This window comes from Actinomyces bovis, from assembly GCF_900444995.1.
Lineage (GTDB): Bacteria > Actinomycetota > Actinomycetes > Actinomycetales > Actinomycetaceae > Actinomyces > Actinomyces bovis.
On the sequence record NZ_UAPQ01000006.1, the window covers coordinates 120,400 to 138,626 of the forward strand.

Below are 18,227 nucleotides of genomic sequence, written 5' to 3' on the forward strand. Positions count from 1 at the left end.
GCTCTGACTGTGAATGATCCCGAAGTGCCCTGGGGCATGCAGATAGCCGTGCACTACAACAAAGTCCACCCGCCTCGGCAGGTCGACGTCGCAGAGGCTACCGCCCGCGCAGTTGTCATGCTGCTAGCCTCCCCACAGGCTGCGCCCGGCGGAGAATGGGCCGACGCTGTCGCCTACTGGCAAGACGGACGCATCCGCAAACTCGTGCGCCGCGCCCGCGGGGCCCGCTGGCAAGAAATCCAAGCACTGCCAGGCCTGAGTCTCAGTCAGGCCGGGCCTGAGGGATGGGCGCCAGCCGAAGTTCGCGCCTTTGTTCCCGGCCCGGTGCGGCCCTTGCCACCAGCTCTGGCTAAGACCCAGGTGGAAGGCACGCGCTTCCCCCTGGGGGACGAGCTGCCGCCAGCACCAGCCGCAATCACCGCAGCCGCCGCCAAAGACCCGCAGGCTGCCGAGCAGGTGATGCTTGGGGCCGAATCCGTGAGCGACGGCGCCGTCGTCACTATTGAAGTCACCCCGCTGCACGAGATGAGCAGCGGAAAACTGGCTGCCCAATGCGCCCACGCCGCCCAGCGTGCCTGGGAAAGCCCCCAGATGCCCCAGAACCTGCGTGCCACCTGGGCGCAGGACCATTACCGCGTGCGGGTGGTCTTTCCCAGTCAGGAAGAATGGGCCGCGGCGCGACGGCCCGTGTCAATCACCGACGCTGGCTACACCGAACTGGGCGGGCCCACACAGACCACTCGTGCCTACTGGTGAAGGCACCGCCCGGCTGCCCAAAGGCACTGGGACGCTGGACTGTGCAGTCGGAAGGCGCCCTTTCGCTCAAGCCTGCTTACTGGGCTCGGGCGTGCCCCGAAACACCCATAGGCGCATCAGCACATACAGGTACAGACCCTCACAGCAAGCCGAGATAAAACGCGCCAACTGGGCGTTCATGCCCAGCCAGTGCAGCAGGGAAGACAGCCCCAAAATGAAGATGACGTACTGCGAGACCAGCCCCACGAAGTAGCGGCCACCCTGCGCCGCAAAGTTCTCATGTGACTGGAAGTTCAGCCACCGGTTCAGCACCAGGGAGTAGAGGCCCGCGATGGCATAACCCACCGTCACCGCCATCGGGAACCACCAGTGCAACTGGTTGTGGAAGATGCTCAGGCAGAAGATATCCAGCAAAAAGGCCGAGCCATTGATGATCGCATAGCCGATAAAGGTGACCGGCACGCGACTGCGCAGTGGACCCGGCAGGAGGCGGTGGATTGCGGTGATAAGGCTCAGGAAAACCTGCGGGGCGCGGCGGCCCCGGGCGGTGCTGGCAGGCACCGCGCCGCTAGGGCTGTCAATAGCCTCGGCCTGAGCCAGCAACTGCATGGGCGACGGCGTCGTGGCCTGCTCCTGAGTGGTCATGGGATTCCTTCGGATTCCTTCTGCACGGGGCCCTTGCCCGTTTCCTGAGAGGAGTCTTACGGGCTGCCAGGCGAGGCACTAGGGCAGCCAGGATGATTCGGCTTGCACCAATCTCCTCCTGCGGTAGGAGCATATGCGAGGCGGGCTCCTGGCGGGAGGGGCAGCTTGGTGGGAACCGTCGCATGGCGGGCAGACGGCGCCCACAGCATCGCCGTCCTGCGCATTTGCCTGCCCCGGCGTGGCTGTCAGTCTTTGGGGGCTAGAGCTTCAAGCAGCTCGGTGCGCAGCACCGCGCCGCCGGCGTCAACCGGATGGTGAATCGTGCTGATACCCAGTGCCTGCGCAGCCGCGATATTTTCCGCATTGTCATCCACAAACAGGGCGGTGGCCGCCTCCTCAACGGGAATGCCGATGCGTCGCAGGACCCGCAGGAAGTACTCCGGATCCGGCTTGGCTGCACGCAGGTCGCAGGAGTATGCGTCCACATCACATAGGCCCTTGTAGCCTAGGCGCTCGCTCATCCAAGCGCGCCGCTCCCACTGCTGGTTGGTGGCCAGCACCGTCAGATAGCCAAGGGAACGCAGCTCGCGCACTAGCGCCCAGGCGACCGGATCCGGGGTGGCCCGCCACCATATGGCCATGAGTTCTTCGGTGCTGTGGGGAATGCGCAGCTTGTGGCGCAACCTGGTCAGCACACTGCTCAGGGACTCCTGCCCGCTAAGTGCGGCTTGTTCCCCGGCCAGGAGTTCTTTAGCGAAGCCCGGACCACCCCCCTGGTCCAAGGCCACGATCCACGGAGTGCCGATTAATTGCAGCACGCCGTCGGCGTCTAGCAGCACCGCCCGAATGGGGGAGGTATGGGCGGGCGGCAGGGGCGTGAGCGCCCCATCGGTTGCGGGGGCGTCAGAGGCACCAGGGTTTGCAGGAGTGGGGGAGGGCGACGGCGTTGGGCTACTCACGAGCCCATCCTGTCAGGCCAAGAGCGCTGCAGTGCCAAACTGGGCTCATGACCTTAGAACCGAGCGCAATCACCAAGGCCCTAACGGATGTGGACCAGTACTGCCAGTCCCTGAGCGAATTCGTGACCGCCAGCCCCTCTAGCTACCACGCTGCCGCCGAACTGGCCCGGCGCCTAGAAGGGCAGGGATTCCAGGAGGTGGATGAGAAGCGCACCTGGGGGCCGGAGTTGGCTCGGCGCGGCTACGTGCTGCGCGACGGCGCCGTCCTGGCCTGGATGCTGCCAGAGGTGCTGGACGCGGCGGCGGTCGGTGAGACCGGGACTGCAGCGGCAGCCGACCAGGCCGGGGCGGTGGCCGGTCACGAGTTTCCGCCAGAGGCAGGCTTCCGCATTATTGGCAGCCACACGGATTCCCCAGCCCTAAAGCTCAAGCCGACAGCCGCCCTAGTGCGCGACGGCGTCCAGCTGCTCAATATGGAGGTCTACGGCGGGCCACTGCTCAATTCCTTCCTGGACCGCGAGTTGGGCCTGGCCGGTCGGTTAGTGACTCTGGACGGCACGGTCCATCTAGTGCGCACGGGGCCAGTGGCGCGCGTGGCCCAGGTGGCCCCGCACTTGGACCGCTCCGTCAATGACTCCTTGCACTTGGACAAACAGGCCAACCTGTTGCCCCTGTGGACCCTGGTGGAAGACGGCGCCACACCCCAGCCTGACGATCCCGAGCGCTACCTGTGTGAACTGGCTGGAGTGGCCCTGGAGGATCTGGCCTTCCACGACGTCGTCACCTATCCCACCGAACCGCCTGCCCGCTTTGGACGCCACCAGGAGATGCTGGCTGCCTCCCGCCTGGACAACCTCTCCTCGGTGCATGCTTCCCTGGTGGCGCTAGAGGCGATCGCCGCGTCCGGGGAGCAGATACGCGAGCCGATCATTATGGTGGCCAACGATCATGAGGAGGTTGGTTCCCTGACTCGCTCCGGCGCTGGCGGGCCACTGCTGGCCACGGTGCTGCGGCGTTTAGCCCGGGTGCTGGGCCAGGAGGGGGACGCCTACGCGGCCATGCTGGCCCGCTCCATCTGCGTTTCCGCTGACGCCGGGCATGCCGCCCACCCCAACTACGGGGGCCTGCACGACCCGGCCGTCCGCCCGCACTTGAACGGGGGCCCGCTGTTGAAGATCAACGCTCAGCAGCGCTACGCCACCGACGCCGTCGGGGCTGCCGTTTGGAAGCGTGCCTGCAAGGTGGCGGGGGTGCCTAGCCAGGACTTTGTATCCAATAACGCCGTGCCCTGCGGGACCACCATCGGGCCGATCACTGCCGGGCAGCTAGGGGTCACCACCGTGGACGTGGGTCAGCCACTGCTGTCCATGCACTCCCAGCGGGAGTTGTGCGGAGTGCAGGACGGGGCGTGGATGGCGCAGGCCATGCGAGCCTTCTGGCTGGGGGCCTGAGCGTTTTTCAGCGATACCTGCAAATTGCGTCGAGGTGGCGGCCCCACCGCCGCCTGCGTGCAATTCGGCAGGCTGGGGGTGGGGCTGGAACGCCTGGGGTAGCTGTGCGGTCAGGGATGCCTGTGTAGCCTGGGTGGCCGTGAATGCCACTGTCAAACCTGTGCCATACGGCGAGCCCGGCCACGCCCCGGCCCCCATCACTCGTCGCGTGGCAGACACCGCCCTGGTCTTTGAAGGGGGCGGCATGCGCGGCACCTACACCGCCGCACTTGTCCAAGTCCTGCTTGAGGCCGGACTCTTCTTCCCCTGGGTTGGTGGCATCAGCGCAGGCACCACCAACACCGTCAACCTGGTTTCCCGCGACCTGTGGCGGGTGCGTGAAGCCTTCGTAGGACTGCCCACCGACCCGGAAGCTGGCGGCTGGGGCAGCTTCGCCCGCCGCCAGGGCTACTTCAACTCCGAGCACATCTACCTGCACACCGCTGCACCCGGGCAACTCTTCCCCTTCGACTGGCCGAGTTTCAAAGCTTCGGAAGCCACCGTCCGCCTGGGCGCCTTCCGCTGCGACACCGGTGAGGAGGTCTACTGGGGCCAAGAGGACATGCGGGAGCTTGCCGATCTGCTGTCTCGTTGCCAAGCCTCTTCCTCCATGCCGGGGCTCATGCCGGTGGTGGAAATCGACGGCGTGCCCTACCTAGATGGTGCGCTGGGGCCTACCGGGGGCTTCGCCACTGACGCTGCAACTGCCGACGGCCACCACAAGCTGCTGGTGGTTATGACCCGCGAGCCGGGCTACCGCAAGCCCAAGGCCCGCCTACCCCAGGCTTACCGGACCGTCTTCCGCCGCTATCCGGCTGTGGCGGAGGCAATTCTGGCTCGGCCCGGCAACTACAACCGCACCCTGGAGGACTTGGAGGAGGCACAGCGCGCAGGCCGCGTATACCTCTACCGGCCCGACCGCATGCCGATTGCCAACGGCGAGCTGCGCTACGACCGCGTGGTTACGGCTTATGAGGCTGGCCTGGTGCAAGCCCGTCGCGAGCTGCCAGCCATTTTGGAGTTCCTGGGGCTCTAGCCGTCACCGCAGCCAACCTCGCCGTCGAAGCCGAAAACCACCACCGGCGGCACGGGCGCGCCTCCAGCCAGCTGCGTACGCAGCCACCCCAGCACCGCTCGCTCATGCGGCGGCACCCGCATTGGCAACGAATCCAGCGCAAACCACTGCAGGTCCGCATTCTTGGTTTTCTCCTGCACGCGCGGTTCACCCTCCCAGTGCCGGGCGCTGAAAAAGAAGTCCACGCGCTGCTCCAAAGCTGCGCCGCCGACGTCGTTAGAGCGGTGCATAGCGGTCAGGGGAACCAAGGCTTCAGGGGCCACATGTAGGCCGAGTTCTTCCTCCGCCTCGCGCGAGGCAGTGACCAGCACTGATTCTCCCGGTTCCACATGCCCGGCCACCCCGCAGGCCCAGTAGCCGTCCATGTAGCCGGTGTTTTGCCGCAGCTGCAGTAGCACTTCTGTACGGTTGCCATGCTCGCGTAAAAGCAGCAGATAGGCGGCGGGCACAAGGCTGAAGCGGGGACTGGTCATGGGCACACGCTATGGCAATCAGCACATCTGCGCGTAGAAGAGCCGCCAAGCTCGCTGTTGGCAACCGCCATATTTGACCAGGTTCACCGTTTTAGTCTGGAGGAGTGGGGGAGTTTTATCCAAGCCCTAGCACGATCTCAGGTCATCGGTCTGACATGATGCTTTAATCAATTGTCTATGCTGTGGCAGGGAAACCACTGGGAACACGTTTGGAGCGGAGCACATGAAGGCACTTAGCGCCTCAATGGCCGCTGACGACGGCGTCTGCATCCACGTACGGTCCTGGCTCCCAGACGGAGTGCGGGCACTCGGTGACCCTGCCCGCCCAGGAGACCCACTGCCGCGCGCCGTCATTCAGATTGCTCATGGCCTGGCTGAACATAGTGCGCGCTACGAGCGCTTTGCTACCGCCGCCGTGGAGGCAGGCTTTGCCGTTCACGCCAACGATCACCGCGGGCACGGCAAGAGCGTGGTGCGTCCAGAGGACAAGGGCTTCTTCGCTGCCAAGAACGGCTGGGAAGCAGTGGTTGACGACCTGGACGCCATGCTGCGCCTGGAGCGCGCCGCCTACCCGGATGTGCCCGTCTTCCTGTTGGGACACTCCCTGGGTTCCTTCCTGGGGCGCGATTTGGCCGCTAAACACGGTGACGAGCTTGCGGGCCTGATCCTGACCGGCACTGGCACTGGTCCGGGGGCCGCTGGATATGCCGCCATGGCTTTTGTGCGTGGCCAGGAGCTCTTGAAGGGGCCCCGCCACCTGTCAGGCACGCTGGACCAACTGATGTTCGGCGGCTACAACTCCTACTTTGTGCCCTCGCGCACCAGCTTTGACTGGCTCAGCCGTGACGAGGCTGAGGTGGATGCCTACCTGATGGATCCCATGTGCGGTTTCATCTGCACGGCCTCGCTTTACGACGACGTCCTTAAAGGCACGATCGCGGTGGGCTCACCCAAGGTCATAGGCCGCACCCCAGTGGACCTGCCGATCTTGATCGCCTCGGGCGAGTTGGACCCCGTGGGTGGGCAGGGGCGTGGCGTGCGCGAGGTTGCTGCCGCATACCGCAAGGCCGGGGTCAAAGACGTGACCATGACGCTCTATCCGCAGGCGCGACACGAGATTCTCAATGAGATCAATCGCGATGAGGTCACCGCAGATCTCCTCGGCTGGGTAAACGCGCATCTGCCTGCAGCTCAGCCGTCCTGAGCCATAGCGGGCTGGCGCTGAGCCCTTCCGGTGCGGGCTGGGGCTGGAACTGGCCTGGGGTAGATTTCAACTGTTTGTGAGAAATGCACAAATGGCTTGGCTGGGCACAGTCTGGAACACGCTGACCTTGTGTTGCTCCTAGTGCCTACGCTATGTGGCATGACCACAAGCCCGCAGAATGCGTCCCCAAGCCTCACGCAAGCGCAGGCCAGCGCCGAGCCCCGCAGCCTGCCGCTGCGTGCCGCCCGTGAGGTCGCGCTGGTCCTGGCCGGCACTGCCGCCATCACCCTGATCGGCCAGCTGCGCGTCCCCTTGCCTTTCATTCCCGTGCCGGTCACGCTAGGCACCTTCGCGGTGCTTGGTGTGGGTGCCTTGCTCGGTTGGCGTCGCGCGCTGCCCGCCACACTGCTCTTTGCCTCTCTGGCAGCCCTGGGTGCGCCGGTGCTCGCAGGCTGGCAGGGAGGCGTGACCGTCACCTTCGGTTACGTGCTCGGCTACTGCCTGGCTGGCGTGGTGGCTGGATGGGCTGCGCGCAAGCACCAACCCTGGTTGCGTCTGCCCTTCATGGTGGCTGCTTCTGCTGCCGTTTATGTGCCGGGCGTGGCCTGGCTGATGGTGTCCACCGGCAAGCCTCTGGCGGCGGTGCTCGCGGTTGGGGTGCTGCCCTTCTTAATCGGTGACCTACTCAAGTCGGTGGTGGCGGCGCTTCTGCCGCGCCTGGACGTCTGAGGCTCCACAGGTTTTTACTGCCCCGCCGCGCGGGATTGATGGCGACGCCGTCGGTCCCGCGCGGCGCTGTGCTTGCAGAGGCTTGCGGGAGGCTGATCTTGCCAGCTGTATTTTCCGTCCTCGGGGAGGCTAGGGCGCGTAGGGTGCAGTTATGAGCACTGACATCGACGTCACGAGCCCTGACGCCAGCGCCACGCCTGCCTTAGGTAACGGACACAAAGGCCCGGTGCTCTCGGTGCTGGACCTGGTGCCTGTCAGCGCGGGCCGGAGTCGCGCGCAGGCTTTGACGGAGATGGTCGAGCTAGCCCGCACCGTGGAGGATGCCGGCTATGAGCGCTACTGGATAGCTGAGCACCACGGCTCATCCACCTTCTTGGCCGCCGCCACCACTGTGCTTATGGGGCGCGTCCTGGACTCCACCAAACGCATCCAGGTGGTCGCCGGCGGCGTCATGCTTCCCAATCATCCACCGCTGGTGGTCGCTGAGCAGATCGGCACCCTAGCCACCATGCATCCTGGCCGCGTGGGACTGGGGATGGGGCGCGCTCCCGGCACCGACCGCCTCACTGCTAAGGCTCTGCGCCGGCGCGCCGCCGACCCCGCCAGCTTCAGCGACGAGGTGCTGGAGACTCTCGGTTACCTTGACGCCCCCGCAACCGTCACCCATGTCCCCGGTTCCCTGTCCACGCAGATGGGACTGCTGTCCCGAGCAGGCCGGGATACCGCGGTCAACCCGCGACTGTCGGACCCGACCCGTCCGGTGGTGCGCGCCCTGGCGGGTGAAGGTATCAAGCCACCCGTTTGGATCTTGGGTTCCTCTGTAAACGGCGCTCGGGTGGCAGGGCGGCTGGGCCTGCCCTTCGTGGCTTCCGCGCATTTTGCGCCGCAACAAGCTGAGGCAGCCATCATGGCCTACCGCTCGGTTTTTGACGCCACGGCTACCTCCGCACAGGTCAGGCAGCCCAGCGCCGCCGTTGCGGTGCAGGTTGCCGTCGCGCCCACCCGGGCTGAAGCCCGCCGCTTATTTACGACGGCGCAGATGGCAGCGGCTCGCCTGGTGGCAGGTAACCCAGGTCCCTTAGATCCACCGAGTGCTGAGCTGTATGCCTGGAAGTCCCTAGTTCCCGGCAAGGAAGCCTTGGTGCAGGCCAGTCTGGCAGGTGCTTTGGTGGGGGAAGCTGCTGAAGTAGCCGATGGCTTGCGTGCGCTGGCACAGTCCTGGGATCTGAACGAACTGGTGTTGCTGAGCAATATTCACGACGCGCAAGCCCGCCGCGACTCCTACGCACTGCTGGCCGAGCAATGGTGAACTGAGCTGCAGCGCAGCGAGGTACTTGGCTCTACTGCGGGCGCAGGCAATGGCCAAGCCGCCTCCGGCAACGGCAAGCTCACCCTCGCCTACAACGCCGACGGCCCGCACAAGGCCTGGGTCGAGGCAGTCTGCAACTCCGTGACCAACACCCTGGGCATCACACTATGGAGCCCATGCCCTTCGCGCAGTTCTCCGAGCTACGCAAGCAGCTCACGGAGCACACCCTCAAAGGCGCCTTCCGCTCCGGCTGGCAGGCCGACTACCCGTCCATGGACAACTTCCTAGGCCCGATCTACCGCACTGGCGCAGGCGCTAACGACGTCCAGTACGCCAACAAGGACTTCGACGCCCTCCTGGACGAAGCCGCTGCCCAGAAGGACTCGGCTGCTGCCCTGGCCACCTACCTCAAGGCTCAGAGCACCCTCTTCGCCGACCTGCCCGCAATCCCGCTGTGGTACCAGAACGGCTTTGGTGGCCACTCCAAGAACGTCTCCGACGTGAAGTTCGACTGGCACTCCGTCCCCGTCTACTACGCCATCAAGACCACCGCCGCCGACGGCGTCGTCAAGGCTAACAACACTGAGCCCCAGAACCCCCTCATCCCCTCCAACACCAACGAGGTCGGGGGCGGCAGGGTAGTTGACCTGCTCTTCGCAGGCCTGGTCTCCTACAACGCCGACGGTTCCGTCACCAACGAGGTCGCCGAGTCCATCGAGACCACCGACAACCAGAACTTCACTGTCAAGATCAAGCCCGGTTGGACTTTCTCCGACGGCTCCCCGGTGACTGCCGACTCCTTCATCAAGGCCTGGAACTACGGCGCTCTGCTGTTCAATAAGCAGCTCTCCAGCTACTTCTACGAGGTCATTGAGGGCTTCTCCGCTGAGAAAGACTCCCCGCTAACCGGCCTGGTCAAGGTTGACGACTTGACCTTCACCATCAAGCTGACCGCCCCCGCCTCCGACTTTGCGCTGCGCCTGGGCTACTCCGCCTTCAACCCACTTCCCGAATCTGCCTTCGCGGACATGGAGGCCTTCGGGAAAGCTCCCATCGGCAACGGCCCCTACACCCTGACCAAGTGGGAGCACGACTCGCAGATCGTCCTGGCCAAGAACCCCACCTACAACGGTGTGCGCAAGCCCGCCAACGAAGGCATCACCTTGACCATCTACACCTCCTTCGACGCCGCCTACAACGACCTGCTGGCTGACGCCGTCGACGTCATTGATGCCATCCCGGACTCCGCCCTGTCCAAGTTCAAGGACGAGCTCGGCGAGCGCGCCATCAACCAGCCCGGCGCCGTGATCCAGTGCTTCGGCATTGACGTCAACGCTGAGCACTTCAAGATGGACGAGGAAGGCCGCCTGCGCCGCGCCGCCCTGTCCCGCGCCATCAACCGCAAAGAAATCTGCGACACCCTCTACTACGAGACCCGCACTCCCGCCTCCGACTTCACCTCTCCGGTGATCGCTGGCTGGTCCAAGGACGTCCCGGGCAACGAAGTTCTAAGCTTTGACGCCACCGAGGCCAAGGCCCTTTGGGACAAGGCTGAGGCCATCTCCAAGTTCTGAGAACCCAGGCGGCGCGCCACGGGGTACCCTCCCCGTGGCGGCACTCGGAGGCGACCGCGGCCTGTCCCCGGCGCTCGCGGCCCAGATCCGCTCCGAGTACAACCTGGACCAGCCCTTCATAGTCCAGTACCTGCTCTACCTAAAGGGCGTTTTCACCTTTGACCTAGGGCATACGATCCGCGGTCACCGCCCCATTGTGGAGCTACTAGCCACCGCCTACCCAGTGACCATCAAACTATCCCTGATGGCCCTAGCCTTCGAATCCATCGCTGGCATCGCCATCGGCCTGGTGGCAGGAATCCGCAAGGGTGGAATATTCGACGCCACCGTGCTGGTCCTGTCCCTGGTGGTAATCGCCGTGCCCACCTTCGTGATCGGCTTCCTCTTCCAGTTCATTGTTGGAGTCAAGCTTCAATGGCTGCCCGTCACCGCCGGAGCTAGCCCCGGCTTTAAAGAACTGCTCATGCCAGCCATAGTGCTGGGGGCAGTGTCCTTCGCCTACGTGCTGCGGCTGACCCGCACCGAGGTGGGGGGAGAATATCTCTGCCGACCACGGGCGCACTGCCCGCGCCAAAGGCCTGTCAAATACCCGCGTCATGCTGGTGCACGTCCTACGCAACTCCCTGGTGCCGGTGGTCACTTTCCTAGGGGCAGACCTGGGTGCCCTCATGGGAGGCGCCATCGTCACCGAGGGCATCTTCAATATCAACGGCGTCGGCGGGACCCTCTATAAGGCGATCTTGCAGGGAGAAGGACCCACGGTCGTCTCCTTCACCACGGTGCTGATCATCGTGTTCATCCTCTCCAACCTGCTGGTGGACCTGCTCTACGCCGCGCTCGACCCGAGGATTCGCTATGCCTGACAACCAGTTCCTCAGTGCCAAAGCCCGCCCTGGCCAAAAACGCTTCGTCGCGGAGACCGATGAGCAGGGTCTAGGCGCGGTCGACGCCGTCGCCGACGAGACCGCTCCCGCCTCCATGTGGGGCGAGGCCTGGAAGCAGCTACGCCGTCGCCCCATCTTCTGGATCTCCGCGATCCTGATCCTGGGAGCCCTCATCCTGGCCCTATTCCCGGGGCTAATCACCCAGGAAGACCCCACCTTCGGTGCCCTTAAACGCTCCTACGCCGCCCCCAGCCCGGGGCACCCCTTCGGCTTTGACCAGCAGGGCCATGACATCTTCGCCCGCACGGTCTACGGCGCCCGCGCCTCAGTAACCGTAGGTGTTTTGACCACCGCCATAGTGGTCTTGCTGGGGTCGACGATCGGCGCCCTGGCTGGTTTCTTTGGAGGCTGGGTCGACGCGCTGCTGGCGCGCTTCACGGACGTGTTCTTTGCCGTGCCCTTTGTGCTGGCAGCAATTGTGGTCATGCAGATGTTCAAGGGCCGCTCCTCGATTACCACGGTGGTGATGGTGCTCGCCCTGTTCGGCTGGCCCCAGATCGCCCGCATCACCCGCGGCGCCGTCATGAGCGTCAAGAACGAGGACTACGTAACCGCAGCCCGCTCCCTAGGCTCCGGGCGCCTGGCGATACTTTTGCGCCACGTGATGCCCAACGCCGCCGCCCCAATCATTGTCACGGCCACCGTGCAGCTGGGCACTTTCATCGTCTCCGAAGCCACCTTGAGCTTCCCGGGACTCGGCCTGCCACCCACGATGGTCTCCTGGGGCGCGGATATCGCCACCGCCCAGGTGGCGCTACGTGACCACGTCTCCGTGCTCCTCTACCCGGCCGGCGCCCTAGCTCTGACCGTGCTCGGATTCATCATGATGGGCGACGCCGTGCGTGACGCCCTAGACCCGAAGGCCCGCAAGTGACAGCAGAGACCAAGCCCACTGAGCAGCCCAGCAATATGACTGCTAACCAGTTCAGCACCAGCTTCAACGAGGCCCCCTGCTGGAGGTCAAGGACCTGGAGGTAGCCTTCCGCTCCTCCACCGGCATGGTGCCGGCTGTCCGCAAGGCTAACCTGACCCTCTATCCGGGGCAGTCCCTGGCAATCGTCGGCGAGTCCGGTTCCGGTAAATCCACCCTGGCGGCCGCCGTGATTGGCTTGCTACCCGGCACTGGCCGCGTCACCGGTGGCCAGATCTACTTTGATGGCAAGGACATCACCAACTCCAGTGCCAAGGAGTACCAGGCGCTGCGCGGCAGCAAGATCGGGCTAGTACCCCAAGACCCGATGAGCAACCTCAACCCCGTGTGGTCCATCGGCTACCAGGTCAAGGAGGCTCTTAAAGCCAACGGCCTAGCGGGGGTGGCCGATGATCGCCTCGCCAAGATCGCGGCCGTTGAAGCAAACCAGGAGGTCGCCGCCAGCGGGCGGATCGACGTCGATGAACAGGTGGCCCTGCTGCTGGAGGACGCGGGCCTGCCCGATGCTGCACGCCGCTCCCGGCAGTACCCGCACGAGTTCTCTGGCGGCATGCGCCAACGCGCACTGATCGCCATCGGCCTAGCTGCCCGCCCCCGCCTGCTGATCGCAGACGAGCCCACCAGCGCCCTGGACGTTACGGTGCAGCGGCGCATCCTGGACCACCTGGCTGAGCAGATCGAAGGCTTGCGCACCGCCATGCTCTTCATCACCCACGACCTAGGCCTGGCAGCTGAGCGCGCCGAGCACATCGTGGTGATGCACCGTGGCCGCGTCGTCGAATCCGGTCCCAGCCTGGAGGTGCTGCAGGACCCCCGCCACCCCTACACCAAGCGCCTAGTAAAGGCTGCCCCCTCCCTGGCGAGCCACCGCATCGAATCGGCCCACGCCGCTGGCGTGCAGGTGACCGAGGATGAGCTCGGTGTGCACGAGGGAGCTAAGGAAGCCAAGGAGATCCTGCGCGTAGCCAACCTGACCAAGGTCTTTGACGTGCGCGGGGCTAAGGGAGAGGCCAAGCATTTCAAGGCCGTTGACGACGTCTCCTTCACCGTGCGCCACGGCACCACCACCGCCCTGGTAGGCGAGTCCGGCTCCGGGAAGTCCACGGTTGCCAATATCATCCTCAACCTCCTGGACCCCACGGAAGGCAAGGTCTTCCACAAAGGGGTTGACCTGTCCACCCTGGGCCCCAAGGAACTGTTCGCGCTGCGCCGCATTATGCAGCCCGTCTTCCAGAACCCCTACGGCTCCCTGGACCCCATGTACTCCATCTTCCGGGTCATTGAAGAGCCACTGCGGGTGCATAAGATCGGCACCCGTAAAGAGCGTGAAGCCAAAGTAGCTGAGTTGCTGGACATGGTGGCCCTGCCTCGCTCCGTTATGCGCCGCTACCCCAACGAGCTCTCCGGTGGGCAACGTCAACGTGTGGCGGTGGCTCGGGCGCTAGCTCTGCAGCCAGAGATCGTGGTGCTGGATGAGGCCATATCCGCTCTAGACGTGCTGGTACAAGCCCAGATCTTGCGCCTGCTAGCGGATTTGCAGACCAGCATGGGCCTGACCTACCTGTTCATCACCCACGACCTAGCCGTCGTGCGGCAGATCGCCGACGACGTAGTGGTGATGGAGCACGGCAAGGTGGTGGAGTCAGGTCCTGCGGATGAGCTTTTTGCGGCGCCGCAGCAGGCCTATACCCAGGAGCTCATCAATGCGGTGCCCGGCGGCTCGATCCCACTGTTTGGCGCTATCTCCTGAGCGGAGCCACAGCGGCAGCACCTTTGTGACTCCCATCTCCTACAGGACCTTCCGTTGATGGTGTGACCGCCAAGAGCAGGTATCTTGTCCGGAAGCCGCCGACAGCCGACCCTCGAGTCCCGATCGAAGGAGGCCGCTAGGTGGCAGCACCCAGCGGTGCCTGGCATAGGCCAGTCCCACCTGGCCTAAGAGGAGAAGGACATGTTCCCGTATCTCGCGAGGCGGATCGCCAACTATGCGCTCCTGCTGTTCATCGCGACATCCTTTGCGTATCTGTTGGCCTCGTTCTCGCTGGACCCAGCGAATAACTGGAACCGTGAGGACCCTAAGCTCAACTGGGACGCTATCCGGTCCAGCTTGATCGCCTACAACATCAGCTCGGAGATCCCGGTGGGGGAGCGGTACTGGAACTGGCTGCAGTCCGTGCTCCTGCACTGGGATTGGGGCTCCACCCCCAAAGGGGAGTCCGTCAACACTTTGGTCTCCATCAAGATTTGGGCCTCCTTGCGCCTAGTCTTCCTGGGCGCAGCCATCGGCATGACTGGGGGCGTGGCCCTGGGCGCCTGGACCGCCACCCGCCAGTACCGCCTGTCAGACCGGGTCATCTCCCTGATCTCCATGGTCGTGATCTCCACCCCGGCAATGGTGCTCGCCATCCTGCTACAAGTGCTTGCCGTACAGCTAAACCGGCAAACCGGCTACCAGCTCTTCGAGTTCACCGGTGAAGGAGAAGGCATAGTAGGCCGCCTCCAGCACCTGCTGCTGCCCACGATTTCCATGTCCCTGGGCGGCATCGCCTCCTACTCCCGCTACCAGCGCAACCTCATGCTGGACACGCTGGGCGCTGACTACGTGCGCACCGCCCGCGCCAAGGGCTTGGTCAAGCGCAAGGCCGTCACCCGGCACGCCCTGCGCACCGCTCTAATCCCCATGGCTACCTACTTCGCTTTTGCCCTGGCAGCCTTGTTCACGGGCGCCGCCATCACTGAGCGCGTCTACGGTTGGCACGGCATGGGCGAGTACTCCGTGAACTCGATTGCGCAGTACGACATCAATGGGGTTACCGCCGTGGTGGCCTTTACCGGCCTGTGCACCCTGACCGGTGCGCTGCTGTCAGACTTCTTTGTGGCGGTCGTAGACCCCAGGGTCAGGGTGAGTTGAGCAAATGGCTAAGAACATCAACCCCAACGGCATGGACTCGATCGGCAAGCCTGCCTCCATCGGTGGCCAATCCACCGTCGAGCAGCCCGCCGATATCCCCATCACTGAAGCAGAGGCAGGCGACCCCCTCAAGCCTGCTCCGGCTGAGTCAAAGCGCCTCACCCGCGCACAGATCATCCGCCGTCGCTTCCTGCGCAACCGCACCGCGGTGGTGGGCACCATCGGCCTGCTGCTCATCGCGCTCATGGCCCTGCTGGGCAACCACCTGGGGCAGTGGTCCTACACGGACGTGGATAAAACCGCTTTCCTCAAGCCTCCCTCAGCGAGCCACTGGTTTGGCACCACCCAGGGCGGACGCGACGTCTTTGCCCTAGTGGTGGAGGGCACCCGCAAATCCATGCTGATTGGCGTCTGCGTGGCGCTGCTGCAGACCGGCATTGCTGCCGCCCTCGGCTCCTCCGCCGCCTACTTTGGGGGCTGGTGGGAACGGATCGCCCTGTGGATAACTGACCTGCTGCTGGTAGTCCCCTCCTTCCTCATCATCGCGATCCTGTCCCAGAAGGCAGGAGCCGCCAAAGGCTCCACACTCCTGTTCATCGTGCTGCTGGCAGGATTCGGCTGGATGCTCACCGCCCGTGTGGTCAGGTCCCTAACCTTGAGTGTCAAGGATCTGGACTACGTAAATGCCGCCCGCTTCATGAATGTGCCCAGTCCTGTAATCATCGCGCGGCACATCATCCCCAATATCGCCTCCCTGCTGATCGTGGACGCCACCGTCAACGTGGCCTACGCCGTGCTCAGCGAGACGACCCTGTCCTACTTTGGCTTCGGAGTGCAGCCACCGAATACCTCCCTGGGCACCTTGATCGCCGAGGGGCAGCGCGCCGCCACCACCTCCCCGTGGATTTTCCTGGCGCCCTCAGCAGTGCTGGTCCTCATGCTCGTCTGCGTGAACTTCATAGGTGACGGCCTGCGTGACGCGATCGACCCCTCTTCCAAGTCCGGAGGCAAAGCATGAGCCTGAGGCAGAAAACCCGTTCCGCACACACCTCTGCGGCCCTACCCGACCCTAAAGCGGACGCCCCCCTCCTGGAGGTAAAGGATCTGAAGGTCTCCTTCCCCTCAGAGGATGGCAAGGTCAACGCTGTGCGCGGAGTGAATCTCTCCGTGGCTCGCGGTGAGGTGCTGGCCCTGGTGGGGGAGTCCGGCTCTGGAAAGTCCGTCACCTCCACCGCTGTCATGGGGCTGCTGGACGACTCCGCTGAGGTCACCGGCTCGGTGAAGCTGCACGGCACAGAACTGCTGGGACGCGACGACGCCTATATGTCCCAAATCCGCGGCGTCCAGGTGTCCATGGTGTTCCAGGACCCGCTGTCCGCCCTCACCCCCGTTTACACCGTGGGTGACCAGATCATTGAGGCACTGCGGGTCCACCAGCCCGGCCTGTCTGACGCGGACTGCCACAAACGCGCCGTCGAGTTGTTGGACCTGGTGGGCATTCCCAATGCCGAAGTCCGGGTGAAGGCCTACCCACATGAGTTCTCCGGCGGCATGCGCCAGCGCGTCGTCATCGCCATTGCGATTGCCAATGATCCTGACCTGATCATTGCCGACGAGCCCACCACCGCCCTGGACGTCACCATCCAGGCGCAGATCCTGGAGGTGCTGCGCACCGCCCAGAAAGAAACCGGCGCAGGCGTCATCATGATCACCCACGACCTGGGTGTTGTGGCAGGTCTGGCGGATCGGGTGGCGGTTATGTACGCCGGGCGCATCGTGGAGACCGGCGACGTCGACGACATCTTCTACCGCTCCCGCATGCCTTACACCATCGGCCTGCTGGGGGCGCTGCCGCGCCTGGACGCCCGCAAGGACTCCGCCCTGGCCACCCTGGAAGGAAACCCGCCCTCACTGCTTGACCTTCCTCCCGGCTGTCCCTTTGCGCCGCGCTGCCCCCTGGCGGAAGACGCCTGCCGTCAGGCGGAACCGACGCTGGAGGCAGTGCGGGCCTGCGGGGTGCCAGACGCTGCCGGTCTGCCAGCTGCCGGAGAACAGCAATCCGCTTGCCGACGCCACCGCGAACTTGAAGGCCAGGGACTGAGCTACAAGGACATCTTCCCGGTCCCCACCCTCAAAACCCCCGAGACCATGGCCCTGCCACACGCAGAACGCCCTGAGGTCCTGCGCGTGACCGATATGGTCAAGGAGTTCCCGCTGATGAAGGGCTCCGTCTTTAAGCGGCGCGTTGGCACCGTGCACGCCGTAGACCAAGTGACCTTCGATCTACGCCAAGGTGAGACCCTGGCCATCGTTGGTGAGTCCGGCTGCGGCAAAACCACCACCTTGATGGAAGTCCTGGGCCTACGTGCCCCCCAGTCCGGCAAGATCGTCATCTTGGGCAAGGACACGGGTGAGCTGGGGCGGTCTGGTCGCAAGGAGGTCCGCCGTGACCTGCAGATCGTCTTCCAGGACCCCATGGCCTCCCTGGACCCCCGGCTGCCGATCTTCGACATCATTGCGGAGCCGCTGCGCGCCAACGGTTGGGACAAGGATAAGACGGGGCCGCGCGTGGAAGAGTTGATGAGGCTCGTCGGGCTGGAGCCCAGCCATGCCAACCGTTACCCCCGTAACTTCTCCGGCGGGCAGCGCCAGCGCATTGGCATCGCCCGGGCCCTGGCTCTCGAGCCCAAAGTGCTGGTGCTTGACGAGCCCGTGTCAGCCCTGGATGTCTCCATCCAGGCGGGGGTTATCAACCTGCTCGATGAACTGCGCGCCACCCTGTCACTTAGCTACCTCTTTGTGGCCCACGACCTATCCGTGGTGCGGCATATCGCTGATCGCGTGGCCGTCATGTACCTGGGCAAGATTGTGGAGATCGGGGACGTTGACGCGATCTTCGAGGCCCCCGCGCACCCCTACACGCAGGCCCTACTTTCGGCGATCCCAATCCCGGACCCGGTTAAGGAACGCTCCCGCTCCCGCATCCTGCTGCAAGGGGACCTGCCCTCACCGGCTAACCCGCCCAGCGGCTGCCGCTTCCGCACCCGCTGTCCATTGTTCAGCGGTCCCTTGGATGAGGCGCAGCGCCAGCGGTGCTTGGGGGAGATGCCTGGTTTCACTAGCCAAGGTGAGGACCACGACGTCGCCTGCTACTACCCCGAGCGCACGGCCGTCTTCTAAGGGATCCGGGGTGGATGCTGGCTGTACGAGTGGCCTTGCCGCCGCTC

General features: G+C 64.6%; 15 protein-coding genes and 1 pseudogene. 13 read left to right on the top strand and 3 right to left on the bottom strand.

What is annotated here, in order from left to right; genetic code table 11:
* Positions 1 to 9: 9 nt before the first annotated feature.
* On the top strand, positions 10 to 756 hold the full coding sequence (locus DR039_RS04225) for a peptidyl-tRNA hydrolase (RefSeq protein ID WP_111836169.1): 747 nt from the start codon (positions 10 to 12) through the stop codon (positions 754 to 756).
* Positions 757 to 822: 66 nt separating this feature from the next.
* Here the strand turns inward: DR039_RS04225 and DR039_RS04230 are convergent, their stop codons facing one another.
* Complete coding sequence (locus DR039_RS04230) at positions 823 to 1,401, bottom strand: GtrA family protein (RefSeq protein ID WP_111836170.1); 579 nt, start codon at positions 1,399 to 1,401, stop codon at positions 823 to 825.
* Between the two features lie 245 nt (positions 1,402 to 1,646).
* Positions 1,647 to 2,249, bottom strand: a complete 603-nt coding sequence (locus DR039_RS04235; protein ID WP_111836393.1) for an HAD-IA family hydrolase — start codon at positions 2,247 to 2,249, stop codon at positions 1,647 to 1,649.
* 158 nt (positions 2,250 to 2,407) lie between these two features.
* On the opposite strand from DR039_RS04235, the gene DR039_RS04240 reads away from it, so the two are divergent.
* Both DR039_RS04240 and DR039_RS04245 read left to right on the top strand, forming a co-directional pair.
* Entirely contained in the window at positions 2,408 to 3,811 is a 1,404-nt protein-coding gene (locus DR039_RS04240; RefSeq protein ID WP_111836171.1) for a M18 family aminopeptidase, read from the top strand.
* A gap of 139 nt (positions 3,812 to 3,950) precedes the next feature.
* Complete coding sequence (locus DR039_RS04245; RefSeq protein WP_407641272.1) at positions 3,951 to 4,886, top strand: patatin-like phospholipase family protein; 936 nt, start codon at positions 3,951 to 3,953, stop codon at positions 4,884 to 4,886.
* On the opposite strand, the gene DR039_RS04250 is transcribed toward DR039_RS04245, so the two are convergent.
* Positions 4,883 to 5,398, bottom strand: coding sequence for an NUDIX hydrolase (locus DR039_RS04250; protein WP_111836172.1), 516 nt, complete (start codon positions 5,396 to 5,398; stop codon positions 4,883 to 4,885). The genes DR039_RS04245 and DR039_RS04250 overlap by 4 nt on opposite strands.
* Positions 5,399 to 5,621: 223 nt before the next feature.
* Between DR039_RS04250 and DR039_RS04255 the strand changes: the two genes are divergently transcribed.
* The 10 genes and pseudogenes from DR039_RS04255 (at position 5,622) to DR039_RS04300 (ending at position 18,180) form a co-directional block, all read left to right on the top strand.
* Positions 5,622 to 6,602: an alpha/beta fold hydrolase gene (locus tag DR039_RS04255; RefSeq protein ID WP_229116788.1), complete on the top strand. Its 981-nt coding sequence runs from the start codon at positions 5,622 to 5,624 to the stop codon at positions 6,600 to 6,602.
* Positions 6,603 to 6,761: 159 nt separating this feature from the next.
* Entirely contained in the window at positions 6,762 to 7,331 is a 570-nt protein-coding gene (locus DR039_RS04260; protein ID WP_111836173.1) for a biotin transporter BioY, read from the top strand.
* 151 nt (positions 7,332 to 7,482) lie between these two features.
* A complete protein-coding gene (locus DR039_RS04265) occupies positions 7,483 to 8,640 on the top strand; it encodes an MsnO8 family LLM class oxidoreductase (protein WP_111836174.1) in 1,158 nt (385 codons plus the stop codon).
* Between the two features lie 176 nt (positions 8,641 to 8,816).
* Positions 8,817 to 10,214 carry an ABC transporter substrate-binding protein gene (locus DR039_RS04270; RefSeq protein ID WP_229116789.1) on the top strand — a complete coding sequence of 466 codons (1,398 nt, stop codon included), beginning with the start codon at positions 8,817 to 8,819 and terminating at the stop codon, positions 10,212 to 10,214.
* A gap of 31 nt (positions 10,215 to 10,245) precedes the next feature.
* Positions 10,246 to 11,077 (top strand): annotated as a pseudogene (locus DR039_RS04275) (ABC transporter permease); the annotation flags it as partial.
* Positions 11,070 to 12,032, top strand: coding sequence for an ABC transporter permease (locus DR039_RS04280; protein WP_111836175.1), 963 nt, complete (start codon positions 11,070 to 11,072; stop codon positions 12,030 to 12,032). The pseudogene DR039_RS04275 and the gene DR039_RS04280, both read left to right, overlap by 8 nt.
* A 124-nt stretch (positions 12,033 to 12,156) precedes the next feature.
* Positions 12,157 to 13,839: a dipeptide ABC transporter ATP-binding protein gene (locus DR039_RS04285; protein ID WP_229116790.1), complete on the top strand. Its 1,683-nt coding sequence runs from the start codon at positions 12,157 to 12,159 to the stop codon at positions 13,837 to 13,839.
* A gap of 201 nt (positions 13,840 to 14,040) precedes the next feature.
* Positions 14,041 to 15,000 (top strand): ABC transporter permease, encoded by a 960-nt coding sequence (locus DR039_RS04290; RefSeq protein ID WP_111836176.1) that lies wholly within the window; start codon positions 14,041 to 14,043, stop codon positions 14,998 to 15,000.
* Positions 15,001 to 15,031: 31 nt separating this feature from the next.
* Positions 15,032 to 16,018, top strand: coding sequence for an ABC transporter permease (locus DR039_RS04295; protein WP_111836396.1), 987 nt, complete (start codon positions 15,032 to 15,034; stop codon positions 16,016 to 16,018).
* Positions 16,015 to 18,180: an ABC transporter ATP-binding protein gene (locus DR039_RS04300; protein WP_111836177.1), complete on the top strand. Its 2,166-nt coding sequence runs from the start codon at positions 16,015 to 16,017 to the stop codon at positions 18,178 to 18,180. Before DR039_RS04295 ends, DR039_RS04300 begins: the two co-directional genes overlap by 4 nt.
* The last annotated feature ends 47 nt before the right edge of the window (positions 18,181 to 18,227 follow it).